Origin of the sequence: Mycobacterium sp., assembly GCF_019247615.1 — a bacterium.
GTDB lineage: Bacteria > Actinomycetota > Actinomycetes > Mycobacteriales > Mycobacteriaceae > Mycobacterium.
This window is the reverse complement of sequence record NZ_JAFBAT010000226.1, coordinates 1-20758: the sequence shown is the minus strand read 5'-3', so window position 1 is coordinate 20758 and position 20758 is coordinate 1. Positions and strand designations below refer to the sequence as shown.

The following is a 20758-nucleotide window of genomic DNA, read 5'->3' as shown; positions in this document are numbered from 1 at the left end:
CCGCGGGCCATGACTGAGCCGATGGCGCCCAGTGAGGTCGCGCCATCGGTTCCGCTCGCGCGGTTGGCTCACGCGTTCTCGATTCAATTGATCTGTCGCGCAATCGGAATGGTGGCCTCGGCGATCTCGGTCGCGATGACCGCCCGCTATCTGGGTCCCGGCCGCTACGGCCAGCTCACGATCGCGGTCGCGTTCGTCGGTATGTGGACGAGCCTGGTCGACCTCGGTATCGGCCGCGTCATTGTGCGCCGCGCCACCTCGGGGCGCGGCGAGCTCGAGCGCCTGGTCCGAATCTACAACGGGCTGTCGCTGGTGTACTGCGTTCCGCTCGCCGCGCTGGCGGCGGGATCCGGGCTGCTCCTGTATCGCGACCATGACGTGCGCGTGATGCTTGTGGTGTTGTCGGGCCAGCTGCTCATCTTGACGATGACGACACGGCTCGAACCGGTGTTCATGGCCACGGTGCGGTTCGCCGCGGTGGCCGTCTCCGACGTCCTCAGCCGGCTGGTCACGCTGGCCGTGATCAGTGTTCTGGTGGCCGAACGAGCCGATGTCATCTGGTTCGCGGCTGTGCAGCTCGTTCCGACGACGCTGCAGGTGGTCATCCAGAGCAGCGCGGCGGTGCGGCACGTTTCGTTGCGCCCGATCTTTGCGCCAAGGGAAGCCGCAAATCTGTTGCGCGAGAGCCTCTTTCCTATGGGGGTGACGGTGATCACCGTCCTGTACTGGCGCGCTGACGCCGTGATCTTGTCCTTGCTGAACACCGACTCCGAGGTCGGCGTCTACGGGCTGGCCTCGTCGATAACGCTCAACACCTTGGTGGTGTCGGAGTTCTTCCTCAAATCGACACTCTCGACGGCCAGCGAGCTGTTTGCGCGGAACGTCGCGGTATTCGCCGGCTTCCTGCGCCGCGGTGTGGAACTCATGTGTTTCCTGGCCATCCCGGTCGCCGTTGTGGGCGCCATGCTGGCCGGACCCCTGATCAGGTTGTTCGGCAGCCAGGCGTTCGTCGCCCGCGGGTCGCCCACGCTGGCATTGCTTTTCGTTGCGGTGGCGCTGCGTTTCGTCGCCACGACCCTCGGCGAGGGCCTGTTCGCCAGCCACCGTCAGCGGTTCTGGTTCTGGTTGTCGATCGCCACCCTGGCGCTCAACGTCGCGCTCAACCTCGTCCTGGACGGGCGGTTCGGCGCAGTCGGAGCCGGCGTCGCGCTGGTTTGCACGGAGTTGCTCAACATGGCGATCGCCGGCTGGTGGCTGCACCGTCAGTGCGGCTACCGTACGCCGGTGACCTTCCTTCTGCGGGCGCTGGTGCCGACGGCAGCCAGTGTCGCTGTGACGCTGCTACTTTCCGGCCACCACGTGGTTCTCATCCTGGCCGCCGCCGCCGCGGTTTATGTGGCCACCAGCGCGGCGGTCGGGCCGCTGACATGGTCGAAATTGGCGTCGTTGCGCCGGGAGCAGCTGATGACATGACCCGCGAACCGGACCGGGCGTATATGACCCGTCGGCAACGGGCATACCTCAAGCGCCAAATGGACCGGTCATACCTCAAGGCCCCCGTGGGCGGCACGGGCCCGCTACCCTCCCAGCGCTCGCTCGCCGTCCTGATCGTGCCGGAGAGGAGCCGGGATTCGCTCGAGGCATGCCTGGCCGCCGTCGCCGAGCACCTGCCCGAGTTGCGCGTTTACGTCTATGCCGGCAGCGGCGACGGAAATGCCGGTCGCGACGAGCTCGCCGCGCGACACCCGGCTGTGCAATGGGTAGCGGGAGAGGCGAATGTCGGCTTCGCCGCAGCCTTCAACACGCTGGTCGAACACATCCCCAACGACAGCGACCTGCTGTTGCTGAAAGCCGATGCGCGCCTGATCGGTTCGTTGCCGCACACGCGAGAGCTGCTTCGCCAACCTCGAGTTGCGGCGGTCTCGCCGATGGTGCGCGGTGACACGGAACTCGGTGAGGCCCCGTGGGACGTCGCGAGCCGCCGCCAGACCCTGATCCGGGCACTGGTCGCCGCCGCCGGCCACTCGCGCTCGCTTCGTGGGACCCCCGTCTCCGACCGCTACGCCCACCAGCCTCCCGAATCGCACAGTGTCGAGGGTGCTTTGGCGGCCACCTGCCTGGCGATCAGCCGCGCGGCCTGGAACGCCGTCGGCGGCTTCGACGAGGAGTTCCTTCGCTGGGGTGAGGTGGCCGACTGGCAGGCGCGCGCCCGCGCGGCGGGCTGGCATCTGGTCCTGGCCGACGAGTTCGGCGCCGAACTCGGCAATTCGGTGACGGGCCTTGCGCCCGCAGAACTGTGTCGCAACCACGACTTGGCACGCGCCAACACCGCCCTGCTACTGGAACACCAACGCAGCGTTCGCCAGGCAACCGTGTATCTGGCCGGCACAACGCTGCTGGAGCGACTGCAGCGTTCGAAGCGACGCGCACGAAAGGGCGCCGGCGCGGGTCGCCGCACGGGGCTGCCGGCAATCGTGATCACCACCAACCGCCTGGTTTATGGCGGTGCCGAGCGCCAAAAGGCGATGTTGGCCACGGAATTGGACCGGCGCGGTTACCCGGTCACCATCGTGTGCATGCAGCGGTTGGGCCCCGTGTTCCAGGAATTCCCGGAATCGGTGCGCGTGGTGCGCCAGCCCTGGTGGGCGCCGATCGTCGACATTCCGGCGGGTCCGGCCGTGCTCATCAGCGGCGACACCAACACCGAGACCGGATTCGCGACGTTGTGGCGCGCGGCCGCCACCGGCCGGCGCTGGTTGGTTGCCGCGCACACTCCTCCCAATGACGAGCTGCCCATCTACTCACGGCCGCTGACCGCCGCGATGTGCCGCGCGGACGGCTTCATCGTGCTGGCACAACGCCATTGGGAGATGCTGACCGCACAGCATCGGCTTAGCGGGCGGCGATTCGTCGCGCCCAACGGCGTCGTTGTGACCGCCGACCCGTCCCCACGCATCCGGGCCGTCGGCGACCCGCTGCATCTTGTGATGCTCACGCGCATCGTCGAGCACAAGAACCCGCTTCTGCTGATCGAGGCGCTCGGCGGCCTTACCGATATGCACTGGGAACTTTCGATATTCGGTGACGGCCCCGACCGGGAAAGGTTGCAGGCCCGCACTCCTGCCGAGTTGCGGGACCGAGTGCAGTGGCGCGGATGGTCGGCAGGCCCGGGGCCCGCACTGGCCGACGCCGATTTGCTCTGTGTCCCAAGCCGTTCCGAGGCGTTTCCGGTGGTGATTCTCGAGGCGATGGCGCGGGCGGTACCGGTTGCGGCGTCGGCGGTTTGCGCTGTCCCGGAAATGCTTGATTTCGGAAGGGCAGGGTTTGTCGTCGAGCCGGTGTCGGTTTCGGGATGGCGGCAACACCTGGCCCGGATCCTGGCTGACCCCGCCGTATTGCCGTCGGTGGGACGATGCGGGTTCGAGCGTCTGCGCAAGCACTACACGGTGGAAGCGATGGCCGATTCCTACCTCGACGCGATCAACGCCGTTTTATGAGTTCGCTTCGGGTGCTTTGGCTTTCGCCATGGATGCGGTCGCTGGCGCGGGTACAGGCGGAAGCGCTGCGCCGGCGCGGGGTCGACGTGCTACTGGTGACCACCGACCAGCACCCGGAGTCCGATACCGCCCGTGACTACGAGTTGGTACTCGATCCGCGGTTGCGAAAGGCTAAGTCGTGGACCGCCGGCCTGGCGACCTGGCGCCGCGTCCGCGAGTACCGGCCTGACGTCGTGATGGCCGAGCTGGTCCGCGATCCACGCTGGATCGCGCTGGCCGGGCATGCTCCCCGCATTCAGCTGGTGCACGATGCCGATCCGCACGACTTCGTCGAACACCGGCGGGTCTACGAACCTGCGGTATTCGATCGCTGGGGGGCCCGGTCGGCGGCCACCATAACGTTTAGCAACTATGTCGCAGCCGCCGCCGCCACCCGCCGCGACGTCGCCGGAACCCCCGTGCACGTTATCCCGCTCACCAGCGACCTCGACCCGGCGCTGGTCCCACCGCTGACGGGGCCGCAAGGCCGCCACGACTTCGTCATGGTCGGCCGCCTCTATCCCTACAAGAACGTCGGCGTGGTGCTGGAAGCATGGCGGCGACACGTCGTCGGCGGCAGCTGGCGCGGCGATAGCCTCGTGCTCATCGGCCACGGGGGGCCGGACACCGCCGCCCTACCCGAGCACGCGCGCTGCGTCCCCGGCTGGTTCCGCTACGCGGATGTGATCGCCACGCTGGCCGCTGCCAAGGGGTCGGTCGCTCACTACCGGCGCGCGTCCCAAAGCGGCGTGCAGGTGCTCTCGATGCAATTGGGCGTGATGCCGATCGCGTCCACCGCCGGTGGCCTGCCCGAATACCAGCCGCCGGGTCTCCCTGCGGTGGGTGTCGACGACGTTCCTGGGTTGACCGCGGCCTTCGACATGTTGGCCGACCCGTTCGCCGCGGCGGAACACGGGGCCGCGGCCGCAAGCCACTACGCGCGGCGATTCACCGTCGATCGAGCCGCGGATCATTTGCTGGACGTGATTGCGGAGGTGTCGGCGCGCGCCTGATGTTTTCGGTTGCGTGCGACGACCCCTTTGATGATCGCTGCGTAGAGGTGGTGCCATTCGGGGTGCTGGAAGCCGGCGCGAAGCAGTAAACGGTCTGCCCTGCGCTTGGTGCGGGCCTTGCCTCGACGGCTCGTGAGCAATGTGGGTAGAAGCAAGCGGGAGAACTGGTCGACCAGAACCAGGCGTGCACCGGGGCGCAGAACGCGCGCACATTCGATCAGTCCGGCCTGTTGATCGGTCCAGTGATCGAACGAAGTGGTGCTCACGATCAGGTCGATTCCGCCGTCCGGGTAGGGCAACTGCTCGGCCACCCCCACGGCGAACGTTAGTCGTGGATCATGCGCAAGGCTGTTCGCCACCTCAACCATTCGAGGTGCGGCGTCAACGCCTATGAACTCCGTGGCGTCGGGATAGTGGCCAGCGAGGACGCGCAGCAGATAGCCGCTACCGCACCCGAGATCGAGCACGCGTTTTGGCGACCTGACGTTGGCGATGACCAGATCCGCAGCGCGACTACTGATTTCGTGGTGTAGATACCCCCGCCAACCGTGATCGTAGCGGCGCGCTCGATCGTCGAACGCGGCCACATCTCGATATGGCGCGGCGATTTCGCGGTGCCGGCTTTCGTCTTTGCGTGTCATGGTCGGCTCGCCTCGGCGCGCAAGGTGGTCAGCCAGGCTCGCTCGGTCTCATTGCGTCGGATCAACTCCTCGGTGACCAGCTGGCCCCAGCGTTGACCCCCTGCCTGGGCCCGGAGCACGCGGAGTCGCTCAAGGTGTGCACAGATGGCCTCGTCGCGTGCGGTCAACACGGCCGACCGCTCAGCGGGGGTAAGGAACTGGAACTGACCAACGCGGGTCAAAAACTCAGTGTCGTTGCCGGCCTCATCGGCGGGTAACTCGGCGAGCATGTCGTGCAACAGTTCTCGCCCGAGGTCCGTAAGGGCGTAGACGTGCCGCGGGGGACGACTCTCCTGCTGCTCGGCGGTCTTGGTCACCGCGCCTGCTTCCTCGAACCGGCGCAGCGCGGGATACAGCGTGTTGTTGTTCAACATCAGACCCACCGTCATCTCGATGCGTTTGCGCAGTTCGTAGCCATGAGCAGGCCCCGCGGATAAGTGCCGCAAGATAACAATCTCGACATACGACATACGTCCAGTTTATATTAGATTAGGCTGGACCACTCATGCCGGACGGCGGCCGCGCACGAAAGCGACGGTGTTGAGATGCTCGCGCACGTGCTCGGCGTCCGGATGGCGAAAATAGTGCGGATCGCCGCGGCAACTGGCTTATTTCTCGGCGACCAGCGAAATAGTTCCGGAGAAAATGCCAAGCGCACAGAGAGTGTTTGCGCACAGCCGGCGCAGCGTGGGAGTAGGGATTCCGCCGAGGAACCTTTCGGCCGCGAATACGATCCGCAGAAACAGGCGGCCGATCTCGCCGGGCTCGGCGAATCTTTTAGCGCCCAGAGCGAGCAGCATGATTCGAAACCGCCTGGGTACAAACCCAAAGCTTATGGAGCTGAAACCCGCACGCCTGGCCGCTGCACATAACTCCCTGCACGTATATTCCCGCAGGTGCATGCCCTCGGGTTCGCTACACTTGAACACGCGGGACACGTCGTGCGGTCCGGTATATCTGCTGGGGGTGTCGAATATATACCGTCCGTTCCTCTTCAATATGGAACGCGCACTCCTCAGATGGCGTTGCAGGTCATCGGGATGGATATGCTCGATCACCTGGTCCGACAGCACGACATCGTAGGTTTCGGGGCGTTCGAACCGGTCAAGGTGGACGCCGTCGGATATTCCCCATGAAAGATTTGTATACGACACGGGCAGCAGCTCTTCTCCGCGCTGGCGCGTGATCTCTGCCCCCTTGCACTCGTAGCCATTTGCTGCCAGGAACGCGATGAGGCCACCCTTACCGGAACCGATTTCATATACAGACTTCGGCGGTGGCCCGATCAATCCCAGCCATCTTCCGAATATTTCGCGAGGCGATCTGGTATCAGCAACGTCGGATAATTGATTAAGCCAGCCCAACTCGGAGTACAGTCGGGTGTAACACCGGTCAAAAGTCTCCCAACGATTTTCGGGTTGAGATTGGCGTAGTTCGGATGTTAACTGCTTTTCCAAATTCCAATGGTCTAAGATCATTTGCTCGGTAATGTTCGCGTCGGCCGGAATGCCGTACGTCCTCTTGTAGCGTGCTATTAGCCTGTCGCCCCTCGGCTCCATGAACCCGCGTTTCTGCTAACGGCCGTGCCGGGATCGGCGCCGGCTGCGGAGAACTATCACGCCAAAACCGATCACGGCCACGGCAAGCGATGCTCCGCCGGCCCACCACAGCCACCTGAAGCCCGAATGGCGATCGGGCGTTGCGACCGGACTCGCCGTCACGTTCGGGCGATCGACGATCACCGGGTCATGCCCAGGTACGGACACCAGGGCCAGACCTCTGATACCCGACCAGCGCGTGGCGTCGCTATCGAGCCACTTGAGAAGCTCATCGACCCGGGCCGGGGCGCCGTTGGACGTCGCGATCAGCAGTGAGCGGCCGCGGTTGAAGACGGTTTGCAGGGATCCGATCTGTAGCGTCGGGTCCAACGTGAGGGTAGTGGGCTTGCCGTCGGAGTCGAGGGCATTGACGGTGATCGGCCCGCTGGGCCCCGCGGACACCGGAAGCACGATGTCGGGGTGATTCCACCCGTTCGCCGCAATCAGTATCGCCGGCTTGGACGAGTCGATCGCTTGCTGCACGCTTGTCACGGTGGTCTCGATTTCTATCGAGCTGAGTCGCTGCAGGGCGACCATGATGTCCGCGGCGCGCGCCGTGTCGGCAACCGAGTGGGGGTCGATCCCTACCTGGATGCGGGGCATCAACGCCTGCGGCACCGATCGCAGGCCGTCCGGCACCGGCGGCGCGGCGGGGCTGCTTTGCACGGTGCTGTCGCCGTTGATCGTCAACATCAGCACCTGGTCTCCGGGCGCCGCCGTGGAGAAATCTCCGCAACGTCCGACGTTGCTCGAGACGTTTAGGGTCAGATCGAGACCGGTCCATCGCTGCAGGAGCCGATCGGGGATGTCGACCCAGCGGTCGACGGCGCCGCGGCCGTCAGTCGGCCACCGATCGACGGTCTCCCCACCGACCGTTGCGGTGATCTGACCGCCGATGTTGGCCGGTGTAGGCGAGTAGGACCCGAGCAGATGCACCCGCACCGCGTGGATTGACCTGCCAAACCGGGTCTGGTCGAGTGCGATCGACACCCGCGGTTGCAGCCCCTCGGCGTTCAGGTCAGGTTGTCCCAGCTCGCGCAGCGTGGTCGTATCACCCGGTAGGTGTTGGCTGGAATTTAGTGATCCCACAACAGCTTTGGAGGCAAGTGCCAGCTGGGACAGGTTGCCGAACAGTAAAGCGGTGTCTGATTCCGCATCCGGCCCCAGGGTTCCGGACATCAGCAGCCATGGCGCGCCGGGAGCGCCCTGCAGGGAAAGCCCGTTGTCCGGTCCCTCTTTCACGACGATCTGACGTTCCTGCGGTCGCGGCGGCGTCGGCGGGCCCGCCTGACCTTCGGTCAACGGGAGCACGGCTATCTCGGGGTTCTGGCTGCCGTAGCGCGCCGCCGCGGCGGCGGCCAGATGAACGGTGGCGTTGGACTCGGCCAGCGACGGCGACTGCGGAAGGAATATGGTCAGCCTCCGCAGCGCCGGTGGCAGAAACTGGGCCACCGTGACTGGCGGCTGTTCGACCCCGGTGTAGCCGACCGTCCCGTTGATCAGGTTCAACGGGCTCCACGCGTAGAGGCAGGACCCGTCCGAAGGCACCAGATAGGCACGCAGTGTCACCGTCACCGAGTCGTCGGTCACTGTCGCTCCAGCGAGCGGGATGACGATCGGCGCTTGACCCGTGGTGGGCAGATTCAGCCTCGCGATTTCACGGTCACCTTGCGAGACGATGATCGTCCCCGACCGCAGATTGACCGGCATGACGGCGGTGGCGTTCACAACGGAGGGCGTCAGCCCGTTCAGGACCGGCAGCGTCAGCTCCTGCGTCCCCTCTTGTCCATAGAATCCCAAGGTGGAGCCATATCCGAGGTCGGTCAACGCCATGCTCATCGACGTCGTTGTTTGAGCCGGCGCGGCGGGTTCGGTCGTGGGGCTGGGATCCGAGGGCTCAGCCCACGATGTCGGGACAGCCATGACGAAGAAGCCGACCACACCGGCCAGCGCAATGACTCTGCTGAAAGATTTCCCGAACACCAACGGAATGCTAGCGAGCGCCGCTGAACAGTGAACAAGGGCATAAGGACCGCAGCGCCGCGGGCGAACGACTGTTGCACCATCTGGCGGGCTTGTGCCGTTGTTCTCCTTGGGGCCGAACGTCCGGCAAACGCGTCGCGCGTTGCGAGAATCAACTGCGGCCGGCTGCCCAACCCTTTGCGAGCTTTCACGGAGGTCCGCACTGGCGCCGGGGCGTTACCAGCTTATTTGCTGCAGATGTTTGCTAGGGTTTCGGCTGACGCCGGTGCCACGGCGGTGGAGCGGTCTGAAGATGCCCACCCGCGAGGCATCAGATTGGAACGAGGAGACCGTCGGTGCCAGAGCCACGGCCGGGGAGAACGCCCGATTGCCACGCCCGTTGACAAGCGATTGACCGCATCCGCAACACCTCGCTATCCGATCCGGGTACTAACCGTCGGGCCAGCACCGAGCGGACCCCACAGCCGCGGTGGGATGGCGACGGTGATGCTGCTGCTGATCGACGACACCGACCCGCGGTTCCGCATCCGGCTCGTGCCGACCTATGTTGACAGCTCCCTGACGGCGCGGCTGTGGACGGGAATTTCGGGCATGCTCACGGCGTCAGCGCTGCTGTTGTTCGGCCGCGTCGACGTACTGCACGTCCACTATTCGTGGCGCGGCAGCACCGTCCGCAAGTCGGTCCCGCTATTCGTCGCTCGGTTGCGCGGCATCCCGACGATTCTCCATTGCCACACCTCGCACTTCTTCTCTTGGTTCGACGAGCTGCCGCCGCTGCGGCGTCGCGCCGTCCGCGCGGCGCTGCGCGCCGACTATGCGGTGCTGCTGGCGCAATCTCATCTCGCGGGATTCTGCGCCAGACTCGGATACCAAGAATCCAATGTCCGAGTGCTCCACAACCCCGTGGTCATGCCCGCCGCCGATCCGTCGCCACGCACGCGCCGGCCGTTGGGCGTGGTGTCGCTGGGCAGACTGGGGGTCAACAAGGGAAGCTACGACCTTGTCCGGGCGATCGGCTTGCTACCCGACGTTATTCGGGGAAACCTGCGCGTCACGCTCGCCGGCGACGGCGAGGTGGAGCAGGTGCGCGAGTTTGCCCGCGAGAACGGGCTCGGCGATACGGTCGACGTCGTCGGCTGGGTCGGTCCCTTGGAGAGGGACCGGTTATTGGCCGACTCGGCCATCTTCGTGCTACCCAGCTACAGTGAGGGCCTTCCGATGGCGGTGCTGGAAGCAATGGCAAACGGGGTGGTACCGGTGATCACCGCGGTGGGCGCGATACCGGAAGTGGTTACCGACGGCGTGAACGGCGTGCTGGTCGCGCCCGGTGATCCTGGCCAACTGGCGGCAGCGCTGCACTCGCTCGTCGCCGATGCCGAGCTGCGCAACCGCCTGGCCGCCGCCGCCCACGCGCGCGCCGGCGAGTTCGCCGTGGACCGCTGGCGGGATGCACTGCACGACCTGTGGCTCGCCGCCGCGTCGCGGCGACGCCCGGCGCTCAGGCCGCCGCCGCGATCCCACCGGTGCCGCCGTAGCGACGCGGAAGAGCGCCGCAGACCATGAGCCGGAAGTAGTCGAACGACGAATCGCTGCCCACCGCCAACCGAGGCAACGCCAGCGGGTCGCAACGGCGATGGGCGAATCCCGCCGTGGTTGCCAGTGCCCAGCGCACGCCGCGAGCACGCAGCACGTTCTTGGCGCGGTCATCAAAATCCTGTGACCGGCCATTGGGGTAAGCGAAAATCGTTGGGGCTCTGCCAGTCTCACGCTCGAGCGCCGCGCAGGAATCCGCGATCTCCCGCTGGACCTTGTCGTCGCTGCAGCGGGCGAGGATGGGGTGGGTGACCGTGTGCGGATACAGCGTCACCAGACCGTCGCTGGCCATCTCACGCGCTTCGTCCCAGGAGAGCATCCGGAACGGACCGCCGTCGCCGCCGTCGCGGCGGACCAACGCCCCGACGATCTCGTCCAAGACTGTGATCCGTTCCGCGTCGGCCAGCTCTTTGAGCCGCTCGACCGCCGCCGCGTAGGCCTCACCGCGGTGGGCGGTACCGTCGAGCGAACGAGTCCCGAGTCCGAGTGCGGTCAGGTCGACGTCTGTTGCGGTGGTGCGGGCGATCGCCAGCCAGAGCCGGTCGGGCCACAAGGTTTCGTCGGTGCCCATCGGGCCCGTCGCCAGGAACACCGCCGCGGGCAGTTTCAGCTCCCGCAAGACCGGAACGGCGTGGGTGGCGAGGTTTCGCGTGCCGTCGTCGAACGTGATCGCCATGGCGCGCGGCGGCAACGTACCCGCCGCAAGGCGATCAAGGGCCTCCTCGAGCGGAAGGACGTTGAAGTGCTCGCGGACGTACTCCAGTTGACGGCGGAACAGCGACCTCCCGAGCACATGCCAGCACGCCGGCGACAGCGGTTCGTCTTCCACACCGTGGAACATCAGGATGGCGAGCAGGTCATGATGCCGCCGCCGGGCGAAGGCCGGCAGTCCGGCACCGCACAGCAATCGGGCTGCAATGTTCTTCACGGTCGCACGGATTGGAAGCCGAGCGAGGTGTCTCATTCTCGCCATCACTTGGGAACAATAGCCACCGCTCCCGGTCTGACTTCAAGGCGCTTCACGATCATCTGGTGTCATTCGCGTTTGCAATTTCGACCGTCTCCCCGCAGGTGCGGTCGATATTGTGAATCGGTGCTCGCGCTCGACACGATGATCGACGAGGACCTCTTCATCTGTCCGAGGTGCGCCAGTCCGGTGCGCTGCGCAGATGGCCCATGGCGCTGTACCGGAGTTTCCTGCCGGTACGCCGAGGAGGCTTTCCCGACGGTCTCGGGCGTGCCGGCCCTCGTCGATTTCGAGCAGAGCGTGCTCGACGCCGAAAGATTGCGGGCTTCCCGGGGCGCCTCGCAGGTCGGCCGGTCCAAACTCAGCCACATAGTCAATCGGCTGATACACCCGCCCAACACCACCGCGTCTGTCGAGGTGGCCCGAATGCTGGAGCTCCTCCGAGCCGACGCTGCCGCGGACGGGCGGCGGCCCCGGATTCTCGTGATCGGGGGCGCGACGCAGGGCGACGGCCTGGCCGCACTGTACGCCGACTCGACAGTCGATCTGATCGCCTTCGACATCTACGTCAGCCCCTTGGTGCAATTCGTCGGCGATGGCCACGCCATCCCGCTGGCTGACGGCTCCGTCGACGGAGTGATCATCCAGGCAGTGCTTCAGCACATGCTGGAGCCGACCGTGGTGGCAAGAGAGATTCATCGCGTTCTGCGCGGCGGGGGAATCGTCTACGCCGACTCGCCATTCCTTCAGCAGGTATGCGAGGGACCTTACGATTTCACCCGCTTCACCGACAGCGGCCATCGATATCTGTTTCGCAACTTCGAATGCATCGAATCCGGCTGTGTGGCCGGCGCCGGCACGGCCTTGCGTTGGTCGCTCGACCATTTTGTTCGGGCCCTGACCCGCTCGATACGGCTCGGCAGAATCGCGTCCCTGTGTTTTTTCTGGCTCAGCTACGCCGACCACATCCTTGACCCTGGACACTCACTCGACGCCGCCAGCAGCGTCTTCTTCCTGGGCCGCAAAAGCGCCGTCTCGATCACCCAGACCCAGATCGTCGACTACTACCAGGGCGGCATGTAAAGGTGCCGGTGTGTCGAAAGAGACTCGCACGTGCGACCGATGCCATCGTCGCGCCGTAACAGCCCAGGTTTCACGCGGCGCGTCCGAGCGGCCGGTGGTGGCGGGTTGACGGGTGCGGTGCGAGACCTCGTCTCACCGTCGCGACTCACCCAGATAGTGGATGTCGGGGCGAGCCGGAGCAGCGGCGACTGGCCCTACACGCCGATGCTCAATGCCGGCTTGTGTTTCGTGACAGGCTTCGAGCCGGGGCGCGAGGCGCTGCGCGAGCTGCAAGAGAAGTGTGGCCCGAACGAACGCTATCTGCCGTACGCGCTGGGCGACGGCAACCCACAGACGCTGAAGGTCTGCCCGGCGCCGGGGGCGATGACCAGCCTGCTCGAACCCGACCCGCTGACGCAGGGGCTGTTCACACTCTTCGATGGATTCGGTGACGTTATCGACCGGGTCCCCATCGACACCTATCGGCTCGACGATATTGGTGAAATTCAGCACCTCGATTTGCTGAAGATCGACATCCAAGGGGGCGAACTGGCCGTATTCAAAAACGGCGGTGAGAAGCTCGCCGAAGCGGTGGCGATACAGACTGAGGTGTCATTTGTCACCGTGTATCAAAACCAGCCTCCATTCGGGGAGGTCGATTTAGAGCTACGTCGGCAGGGGTTTATTCCGCACTGCATCGCGGGAGAAGTGAAGAAATGGCTGATCGGTGACTTCGTGCTCGGCAATCCCGAGCGGCCGCTGAATCAAATACTGGAGACCGATGTGGTCTATGTGCGGGACTTCATCCACCCGGGCGGGATGAGTGACGAGCAATTGAAGCATCTGGTGATGATCGCGCATTACTGCTATGGGTCGTTTGACTTGGCATTTCGATGTGTGCGGCTATTGGAGGACAGGCGCGCGGTGGAGGCGGGCAGTTCGCAACGGTACCAAAGAATCTGTGAGAACGCCGTTCGATACAAAAGAGCACTCTGGTGGGCGAAATACAATGTGGCGCGGCTGAAGTATCGAGCGGGCGCGTGGGCGAATTCGGCCGCCTCGGCCTTCGGCACCGACTGAAGTGGCGTGGTCTCGTCGGCGGTTCGGTACGGGTCGTGGCCACCGGCGAGACGGGCAAAGCCGCGCGCCGGCAAAGCTTGCGGAAGCACCCGGAACGACCCGGAAGGACACGGAAGGACACGGATGGAAGCTGTGAGCGCTCGGACGGACTTGCAGACCGTCGACAGCTGGAACGAGGGAGTGACACTCGTTTCGTCGATCATCAAAGCTCTTGGCGGCCCGCTGGAGATCCTTGAAGCCGGTTGCGGGCTTGAGTGGCCGCTGAATCTGGAAGGCGTCGACTACCGGTTGACTGGCATCGACCTCAGCGCCGACGCACTCCAAAGCCGTGTCGAGACAATGGGAGACCTGCACGAGGCGATCGTCGGCGACCTCGCGGCACCGGCGACCATCCAACCCGGCAGTTACGACGTCGTCTACAGTTCGTTCGTCCTGGAGCACATACCCGACGCCCAGGGCGCGCTTGCCAACATGCTCAACGGGCTCAAGCCGGGAGGCCTGCTCGTGTTGCTGATCCCGGACAGATGCTCGGCATACGGCTGGACCGCAAGGCGCACGCCCTTCTGGGTTCACGTGGCGTATTACCGGTACTTTCTTCGCTACCCCGACGCTGGAAAGCCTGGCCACTCACCGTTTCCCACCTACTATGCGCCCCTGATTTCCCGTGCTGGCATACGCGACTTCTGCAAGAAGCATGGATGCTCAATCCTTGAAGAGCGCGGCCACACGTATTACGTGCGCGGCAACGGTGCGCGGGTTCGGTTGACGCGGGCGTACGCGAAATCCTTGTGGGCCTTGTCGTTCGGCTCTCTAGCGTGGCGGCACAACAATCTCACGTACGTGATTCGTAAGTCAGAGGCCGCGCACGCTCAGCAATAGGCAATTCATACTTAATAGTGGCCGCCCTACCCGCCTTCGCCCGTTTCACCGCCGACTCAGTAACTCCTTGAAGTCCTTGCCGGTCACGCTTGAATGGCGACCAGAGACTTGATCAATCCGGCGACCCGTTCGTACCAGATGATCGATGACGGGAAATATCGACGCATCTGCGAGATGCCGATCAGATCGATCTCATCGACCTGCTGCTGCGCCTCTTCACGGGTGTACGTACGAATGTGGCCACGGTTCCAGCGCATCGATATTTGCACGCGCGCCTCATAGGGCAACCATTGCATGCCGGGAAAGAGCCAGTGCGGTTCGATTGGAAAATACCGGTATGGGGTCTGCACCCAATGGCGGTCCGCGAGAGAGCGGACGTTGTCGGCCAATTGTTGGCGCCGCACGTGCCCGCCCACGTGTTCGAGCAGCGAATTGGAGTACACCAGGTCGAAGTGGTCACGCGCAACCACGGGGGGGAGATCGCACGCGTCCCCCTGGACCGCGATGATGCCCTCGCAAGCTGTTGCCAGCGGCAGCACGTTAACGGTGGTCACCGAGCGGGGCCGCACCGGCGCGAGTCGCCACGACTCGGGTGTTCCACCCAGGTCCAGCACACGCATTTCCGAGACGGACGGGAACACCTCGATGAGGTGCTGCCATCGTCGCGCCCGGGCACGCCCCGACAGTGATCGCCTCGAATTGACGCCCGTAGCGGCGTCACGCAACCAGTTAGACATCCACTCCGACTCTTTGAGTTGACTCCTGGAATCGCTACCAACAGCCGCGGAGGATGAACGGCGGTGCGCTAGCGGGGCACGGCGTCCGCGCGAACCCGTTATGGGATCCGGTGATCGGAGGCCTGAGCTTCCTGCTCGTGCAAGTAGGCGATACAACCCTTCAGGACGGCGTCATGGTCCCACCAGGATGGCACGCCATTGTTGTCGTATGCATAGAGGTTCGCACTCGCTTGACACGCCATGGAGTTCGAGTCGCCCAGCCGGACCGCCGGAGCTGCGCCGGGACCGATACGGTCGTGACCCAACCGATACGACCGAGGCTGCCAGCTTTGCGTACCCGCCACAGCGACGCCCGCACCCACCACCAAGGCCGACACGATGAGCATCAGCAGCACATGCCGCCGGCGGAACTTGCGGCCTGGCTGTCCGGCACTGACACCGCCGATGTGCGGTGCACAAGGGCTTTCCGAGGAAGCGTTCTGCGGCGAGGGGCCCGCCAGCTCCGAGCAAGTGTCTCTGGTCGTCATCTCAGATGCCACCGTCAACCCTTGCTGTAGTCGGGACACGACCGATAGGGCCGTTCGGCCCTTACCGCAAGCCTTAAGTTTCTACTGATGTGATCATTCCGCAGCAGTTTACGAGCCAATGGTCATGCATCACACGCCATCCGACTCCCTTGGTTTCAGAGTTCAGAGACTCCACACCGATGGTACACCGCTAACCGTACCTTTTGCATCAGAAATTGCTGGTTGCTAGACCTCGTCCCCGTTGACGTGGCGGACAGGTGGTCCCCATCGTCGGCGCCGCGGGCGCGGGCCGAGCCGGGCAAGCATGAGAAACCGCAGCCGGACCCGCCGGATTCACTTCAGGCCAGCGATCGGCGCCGGCCGCCCGTTGCGCTCCAGCTCGCCGGCATCCGGGCTCGGCCGTGGCACCCCGGCAAGCCCCATGGTCGCCCCCAAGGCCAGGCCCAGCGCCAAGGCGTCAATCGGCATCTCCGGCAACGGCCAAACGGCGGATATTGCCAGGAGGCCGCCGGTGGTTGCCGCGCTGATCTTCGCCGGCGGCGACGCACGCCGCAGCGCGCGGGTCAACGGCGCGAGCGCGAACAGGGCGAACGCCGCCATGCCCACCGCCCCGGCTTTTACGAGCCACCAAAGATAGAAGTTGTGGGAGAACGTGGAAGTGATCTTCGTTTCGAATTCGTCGTCGCCGTACGACGGCTGGTAGGCGTAGCCCAGGCCGTGGCCGAACACGGGTGCCCGGGCGATCGCGCGGTTGAGGTTTCCGACTTCCCGCAGCCTGTCTTGGGTCGATGAGTCCACGGAGAGCGCCTCTGTGGACACCCCGCCGAGCACTCGGTGATTGAATGCGGCGAACTGGCCGGCGAGCCAGTCGCCGCTCGACGTACCCTGCAGCAGGAACAGCGACCCGGGGATCGCGACGGCAAAGACCACCGCGCCGATCGCGGCGAGGGCGGCCCCTCGGCGCAGCGTTAACCAGCCGAAGCCGGCAAGGACAGCGACGCCGGCGCCCACCGCCAAGGCGATCAAAGTATTGCGACTGAAGGACAGCATCGTGATGATCAGCGCTGGTGGGCCCAGGGCGAAGTACAGGCCGTGCCTGACACCGCCGATGAGCGCGGCGGCAACCAGTGCGGTGAGCACGGCGGTGGCCAGTGACTGGGTGGACAGGATGATGCGGACGGCGTCGCCGGCGCCCGCGCCGGGAAGGCTTTCCGCGCGGCCGAACAGTTGGACAGCATGCAACGAACTCACAATTGCCATGCCCGCCGAAAACCAGAGAATCAGGACGATCGCACGGATGGCCAACCTGCCGTAATCGCCGTGGATGATCAAAAGACCCAGGATGAACCCGCCGATCATTTCGAACAGGGTCTGCGATTCACGTATCACCACCCAGGTGGTATGTCCGGCCGCGAAGCCGGCAACGGTAGCGGACACTACGGTCAACGCGAATATCCCCGGCAGCGCGAAATCGGAGAACCGCGGTCTCACGATCGGGATCAGGTAGCAGATCGCCAGTACCACCGCCACCTGGTATCCGTTTATCACCGCCGGACCGACGACTTTGCCGACGTGCAAACCTGCCGGCAGCGCCGCGAACGCCCAGAACAGCGCGACCCCGACCATCGCGTCCGGCTTCACCCAGTACACGACCAGACCGAACATCGCGAGGATCAGCATCATGCCGTAGACCGTGTCGCGAACCGAGAACACGCCGACCGCGAAGGAGCCGAACAGGAACACCGCCAGCGTCACCGCAGCCACCGCCCAGCGAGAACGACCCCGCAGGTAGAGGATCACCGTGGCCCGCTCAGCTTTCCGAGGTAGGTGCGCGCCGCGGCCCTGCTGTGCCGGGGAATCCGGGCTTCGGTGAGCACGGTGCCGACGATGTTTGCGCCGGCCGATCGCAGAGCGGCCAATGCGTCGCTGAGTTCGTCGACGGTGGTTCGGCCCGCCCGCACGACCAGCACGGTGGCTTGAACAGCGCCGGCCAGCATGCCGGTGTCGGCCGTCGCCAGCACCGGCGGGCCGTCGACCACCAGCCGGTCAAAGCGTGACGACAAGCCCGTCAGTACGTTGTCGATCAGCTCCGGCGGGTATGTGCCACAGGGTGAGGTCTCGGGGCGGCCGGCTTGCGAAGCGATAATGAACAGGTTCGGAGTCGACGTCGGCGTTAGGGCTTCGGCAGCGATATCGGCGTTGGCCAGCACGTCGCCCAACCCCTTCCCCGACTCAGCATTCAGCAAACCCGCGATCACGGGTCGTTGACTATCACCTTCGATCAGCAGCGTGTCTTCGCCCAGCTCTGCGAGGGCCAACGAAAGGTTCAGCGCCGTGGTTGTGGTGCCTTCCCCGCCGAACGGCGCCGTCACCAGCAGCCGGCGGCCCTCGGGCCCCATGGCCCTGAGCAGTCGGGTGCGGAAGTCGCGTACGGCATTGTCGACGGTGACGTCGACGCCGAACCGAGTTCCACTGCCCCGCATCCCGGGGAGTTCCGCCAAAGTCGGCGCACCCGAAAGCTCTTCCAGCTTCGCTCGGCTGCGCACGCTGCGATCGCTGGCCTCGCGGGCCAGCGCGACCAGGATGCCGAGGAGAACACCGGCGGCAAGACCCATCGCCATGTTGCGCATCGGCACCGGTCTACTGGGACGATCGGGAACCTCGGGCCGCTTCACCAGGGTCGCCCGGGCCACCGGGGTCGGCGGAGCCGCCTGCGGCGGCGCGTCGGCGTCGAGCGTACGGGGAGCCGAACCGAGCGCCGGGACCACCGCGGCAAACGAATCCGCCATCGCTCCGGCGAGCAGCGCGGCACGGTTCGGATCGGTGTCGGTGACGGTGATCGTGAACAGCATTGATTTCGGGGTGTACTTCACCTGCGTTTGTGCCACCACGTCGTCGGGGCTGATTCCGAGTTGAAGCTGACTGACCGCACGCTCTGCCACGGCGCGACCGCCGGCGATCTCGGCGTACGACGACAACCGGTCCTGTGCCGCCTGACCGCCCCAGTACACGTCGTTGACGTCGGTTTCACCGGAAACCGAGATGAAGATCGTTGCCGACGACTGGTAAACCCTCGTCTGGAAGGCCGTGACGGCCGCCGCACCGACCAGGCACACAAGAAGCGCGGCCGCGACGAGTCTCCATCTCGCACGGAGCGTCTGAACAAAGGTGCGGAAATCCATCCACTACCCTCTCTGAGGGACACCACAGGAAGAGCGACGATCCTGTTCGCTCGGCGCCTGCGGGGGGCACTTTCACTGGCAGTATGCAGCATGGCCATCGTGCCGCATCCCAAACAGAGTCCCAAAAAGGGGGCAGCAAGAGGGCTTTATGCTCCCCCCGCACGATCGAGAGGACGCTGGTCTGTCTGCGCCTATTTGCGCCGGTCGTTCACTGTCGGTCGACGGTCACGCCATCGGGCGTTACGTCGAGCGCCGCGATGGGATAGGCCCCGGAGTCGTCGCGCCCGTCGCGTGCCAACTGCATCGGCGGATAATTCACGACGTGTAGGGCGTTGGGTTTGTGCTGTTGCCAGGAGACGTACGCCCGCAGCGAATAATGCCCCGGTGACAGGCCCGTCAGGTCGATGCGAACCGGTTCGGTGACTGCCACCGCGGCCGCCTCCCGGGGTTCGCTCGTGCCGTTGTAAACCAGTGTTTTGAGGTTGACCGTCGCCGGTAGCGTCCGCACCACCGCCCCGGAGGAATCGATCAGCCGGTAGCCCGGCGTCCACCGCTCGGTCGCGGCGGCGGCGCCGCAGTTGGTCCATACCACCGGAACCGTCGCCACCGTTCCGTGTATCGACTCCGAACCCGCCTGAGCGTCGACCGAGTACCGATAACCGGACGACAAGTTTGCTCGCGCCCACAGCGCATACAAGCCGGGGTCCATCGGCGAGTTCGAGTCGCGGTCGGGGAAATTGAAACTCGCCGTCATCGACACGTGATATTGGAGGACGTCGTGCACGGCCTTGTCGTAGTAGGACTGCGGGCTGGTCCCGTCGGGTAACTGGCACCATTCGGTGATCACCGGCGCGGAGGCGAGCCGCTGCTTGGTCGTGTTCACGACGGGATCCCCGGCCTGCACGTAGGCGGACGCACTTGACTCGGCCCATACCGGCAGTGGCGCGTAGACGCCGAGGCAGTCGGAGCGGATGCCGACCGGCGCGGACAGTGTTTTCGTGACGTCGTCACTGAACAGTTCACGCACGATCTCAGGATTCTCGGGGTTGACCACTAATTGTGTATGAGGGAAAGCGTTGACGTTGGCCGCGACGAGCTTGTGAATGGCGGGGGTGGTGATGCTCTGATCGCGGAATTGGCTGAAATACCCCAGCTTTGCGACGCTTTCATGGGGCGACGGGCCCGGCGCGCCCAGCGAGTCCCGCAAAAATGCTATGTGGTTTTCGCTGAAGTCCCCGTACCCGGAAAACTCGAAGACACTCAACCGCTCATCGCCGTCGTAGCGGCGGCCGAGCGCGGCGAGCAACTGAGAAAAAGCGTCCAGATAATTGGGGTCGTTCCAATTGGGTACCACCTGTCTCACGCCGGCTGCGTAGCCGCTCAGCGGCGCCGGGTAGCTGGTGGTCGCCCCGGGAACGGCAGCCATCCAGTCGGGAACACCGATATTGGTGTTGTTCGGATAGGACGCATCGCAGCAGGAGTTATACGCGTAAACCCTGAGTGTCATCCGCATGTTGCGGTTTCCCAGCTCCGTCAGCGCATTGTCGATCGCGCTGAAATCGAACTTGCGATCGTCGGGAGCATCGGCCGGCAATGTGCGCGGGTCGATCGGTTGGAGCTGCCGCCACGACACACGCAAACTGCCGTCATCGGAGTCCGGCCATGCCGCATATCGCTTCTGCGCCGGATTGCCCTGCGGAAACAGCGGTTCCAATAGGTCTTCGTACTGCCCGCGAAGCGGATTGGCGATGTCGTGACCGGGGTCCGCCGTCGGGTGACTGAGCAGGGTGGGCGCCGGTCCCAGGCTCCTTTCCATCGCGGGCAGCGGGTGGTAGCTGATATGACTTCCACATCCGGTCAGCACGAGCGCCGCACAAGCCGCCAGGGCCTGGGCTAGGTTTTTCGACGAGCGCCACGTCGC

General features: G+C 65.0%; 16 protein-coding genes. 7 read left to right on the top strand and 9 right to left on the bottom strand.

Annotated elements, in window-relative coordinates; all coding sequences use genetic code 11:
- Window positions 1-9: 9 nt before the first annotated feature.
- The 3 genes from JO059_RS15675 to JO059_RS15665 are packed head-to-tail and all read left to right on the top strand — an operon-like array spanning window position 10 to window position 4549.
- Window positions 10-1473, top strand: a complete 1464-nt coding sequence (locus JO059_RS15675; protein WP_293320273.1) for a flippase — start codon at window positions 10-12, stop codon at window positions 1471-1473.
- Window positions 1470-3497 (top strand): glycosyltransferase, encoded by a 2028-nt coding sequence (locus JO059_RS15670; RefSeq protein WP_293320271.1) that lies wholly within the window; start codon window positions 1470-1472, stop codon window positions 3495-3497. Before JO059_RS15675 ends, JO059_RS15670 begins: the two co-directional genes overlap by 4 nt.
- Window positions 3494-4549, top strand: coding sequence for a glycosyltransferase family 4 protein (locus tag JO059_RS15665; protein WP_293320269.1), 1056 nt, complete (start codon window positions 3494-3496; stop codon window positions 4547-4549). The genes JO059_RS15670 and JO059_RS15665 overlap by 4 nt, the downstream gene beginning before the upstream one ends.
- Here the strand turns inward: JO059_RS15665 and JO059_RS15660 are convergent.
- The 4 genes from JO059_RS15660 to JO059_RS15645 form a co-directional block, all read right to left on the bottom strand.
- The gene (locus JO059_RS15660) at window positions 4507-5136 is read right to left on the bottom strand and encodes a class I SAM-dependent methyltransferase (RefSeq protein WP_293320267.1); all 630 of its coding nucleotides are present in this window, start codon (window positions 5134-5136) and stop codon (window positions 4507-4509) included. The genes JO059_RS15665 and JO059_RS15660 overlap by 43 nt on opposite strands.
- 50 nt (window positions 5137-5186) lie before the next feature.
- Window positions 5187-5699, bottom strand: a complete 513-nt coding sequence (locus JO059_RS15655) for a PadR family transcriptional regulator (protein WP_293320265.1) — start codon at window positions 5697-5699, stop codon at window positions 5187-5189.
- A 138-nt stretch (window positions 5700-5837) separates the two neighbouring features.
- Complete coding sequence (locus JO059_RS15650) at window positions 5838-6518, bottom strand: methyltransferase domain-containing protein (protein WP_293320263.1); 681 nt, start codon at window positions 6516-6518, stop codon at window positions 5838-5840.
- Between the two features lie 285 nt (window positions 6519-6803).
- A complete protein-coding gene (locus tag JO059_RS15645) occupies window positions 6804-8813 on the bottom strand; it encodes a hypothetical protein (RefSeq protein ID WP_293320261.1) in 2010 nt (669 codons plus the stop codon).
- Window positions 8814-9047: 234 nt separating this feature from the next.
- Between JO059_RS15645 and JO059_RS15640 the strand changes: the two genes are divergently transcribed.
- Entirely contained in the window at window positions 9048-10373 is a 1326-nt protein-coding gene (locus JO059_RS15640) for a glycosyltransferase family 4 protein (protein WP_366516221.1), read from the top strand.
- On the opposite strand, the gene JO059_RS15635 is transcribed toward JO059_RS15640, so the two are convergent.
- Window positions 10309-11367, bottom strand: coding sequence for a polysaccharide deacetylase family protein (locus JO059_RS15635; protein ID WP_293320257.1), 1059 nt, complete (start codon window positions 11365-11367; stop codon window positions 10309-10311). The genes JO059_RS15640 and JO059_RS15635 overlap by 65 nt on opposite strands.
- Before the next feature lie 129 nt (window positions 11368-11496).
- Here JO059_RS15635 and JO059_RS15630 point away from each other — a divergent pair, with 129 nt between their 5' ends.
- The 3 genes from JO059_RS15630 (at window position 11497) to JO059_RS15620 (ending at window position 14391) form a co-directional block, all read left to right on the top strand.
- Window positions 11497-12453, top strand: a complete 957-nt coding sequence (locus JO059_RS15630; RefSeq protein WP_293320255.1) for a methyltransferase domain-containing protein — start codon at window positions 11497-11499, stop codon at window positions 12451-12453.
- Window positions 12454-12492: 39 nt separating this feature from the next.
- The gene (locus JO059_RS15625) at window positions 12493-13512 is read left to right on the top strand and encodes an FkbM family methyltransferase (protein ID WP_293320253.1); all 1020 of its coding nucleotides are present in this window, start codon (window positions 12493-12495) and stop codon (window positions 13510-13512) included.
- A 123-nt stretch (window positions 13513-13635) separates the two neighbouring features.
- A complete protein-coding gene (locus tag JO059_RS15620) occupies window positions 13636-14391 on the top strand; it encodes a class I SAM-dependent methyltransferase (RefSeq protein WP_293320251.1) in 756 nt (251 codons plus the stop codon).
- Between the two features lie 83 nt (window positions 14392-14474).
- On the opposite strand, the gene JO059_RS15615 is transcribed toward JO059_RS15620, so the two are convergent.
- From JO059_RS15615 to JO059_RS15600, 4 genes are all read right to left on the bottom strand, one after another.
- A complete protein-coding gene (locus tag JO059_RS15615) occupies window positions 14475-15128 on the bottom strand; it encodes a class I SAM-dependent methyltransferase (protein ID WP_293320249.1) in 654 nt (217 codons plus the stop codon).
- A gap of 860 nt (window positions 15129-15988) precedes the next feature.
- Window positions 15989-17455 carry an O-antigen ligase family protein gene (locus tag JO059_RS15610; protein WP_293320247.1) on the bottom strand — a complete coding sequence of 489 codons (1467 nt, stop codon included), beginning with the start codon at window positions 17453-17455 and terminating at the stop codon, window positions 15989-15991.
- On the bottom strand, window positions 17452-18837 hold the full coding sequence (locus JO059_RS15605; RefSeq protein WP_293320245.1) for a polysaccharide biosynthesis tyrosine autokinase: 1386 nt from the start codon (window positions 18835-18837) through the stop codon (window positions 17452-17454). Before JO059_RS15605 ends, JO059_RS15610 begins: the two co-directional genes overlap by 4 nt.
- A 208-nt stretch (window positions 18838-19045) precedes the next feature.
- A complete protein-coding gene (locus tag JO059_RS15600) occupies window positions 19046-20653 on the bottom strand; it encodes a hypothetical protein (RefSeq protein WP_293320303.1) in 1608 nt (535 codons plus the stop codon).
- Between the last annotated feature and the right edge of the window lie 105 nt (window positions 20654-20758).

What these genes read in the sequence shown, in the direction of transcription:
- JO059_RS15675 (WP_293320273.1), top strand. Translation starts at nt 10, where the DNA reads ATGACTGAGCCGATGGCGCCCAGTGAGGTCGCGCCATCGGTTCCGCTC.
- JO059_RS15670 (WP_293320271.1), top strand. Translation starts at nt 1,470, where the DNA reads ATGACCCGCGAACCGGACCGGGCGTATATGACCCGTCGGCAACGGGCA.
- JO059_RS15665 (WP_293320269.1), top strand. Translation starts at nt 3,494, where the DNA reads ATGAGTTCGCTTCGGGTGCTTTGGCTTTCGCCATGGATGCGGTCGCTG.
- JO059_RS15655 (WP_293320265.1), bottom strand. Translation starts at nt 5,699, where the DNA reads ATGTCGTATGTCGAGATTGTTATCTTGCGGCACTTATCCGCGGGGCCT.
- JO059_RS15640 (WP_366516221.1), top strand. Translation starts at nt 9,048, where the DNA reads ATGTTTGCTAGGGTTTCGGCTGACGCCGGTGCCACGGCGGTGGAGCGG.
- JO059_RS15635 (WP_293320257.1), bottom strand. Translation starts at nt 11,367, where the DNA reads ATGAGACACCTCGCTCGGCTTCCAATCCGTGCGACCGTGAAGAACATT.
- JO059_RS15625 (WP_293320253.1), top strand. Translation starts at nt 12,493, where the DNA reads ATGCCATCGTCGCGCCGTAACAGCCCAGGTTTCACGCGGCGCGTCCGA.
- JO059_RS15620 (WP_293320251.1), top strand. Translation starts at nt 13,636, where the DNA reads ATGGAAGCTGTGAGCGCTCGGACGGACTTGCAGACCGTCGACAGCTGG.
- JO059_RS15615 (WP_293320249.1), bottom strand. Translation starts at nt 15,128, where the DNA reads ATGTCTAACTGGTTGCGTGACGCCGCTACGGGCGTCAATTCGAGGCGA.
- JO059_RS15605 (WP_293320245.1), bottom strand. Translation starts at nt 18,837, where the DNA reads ATGGATTTCCGCACCTTTGTTCAGACGCTCCGTGCGAGATGGAGACTC.
- JO059_RS15600 (WP_293320303.1), bottom strand. Translation starts at nt 20,653, where the DNA reads ATGGAAAGGAGCCTGGGACCGGCGCCCACCCTGCTCAGTCACCCGACG.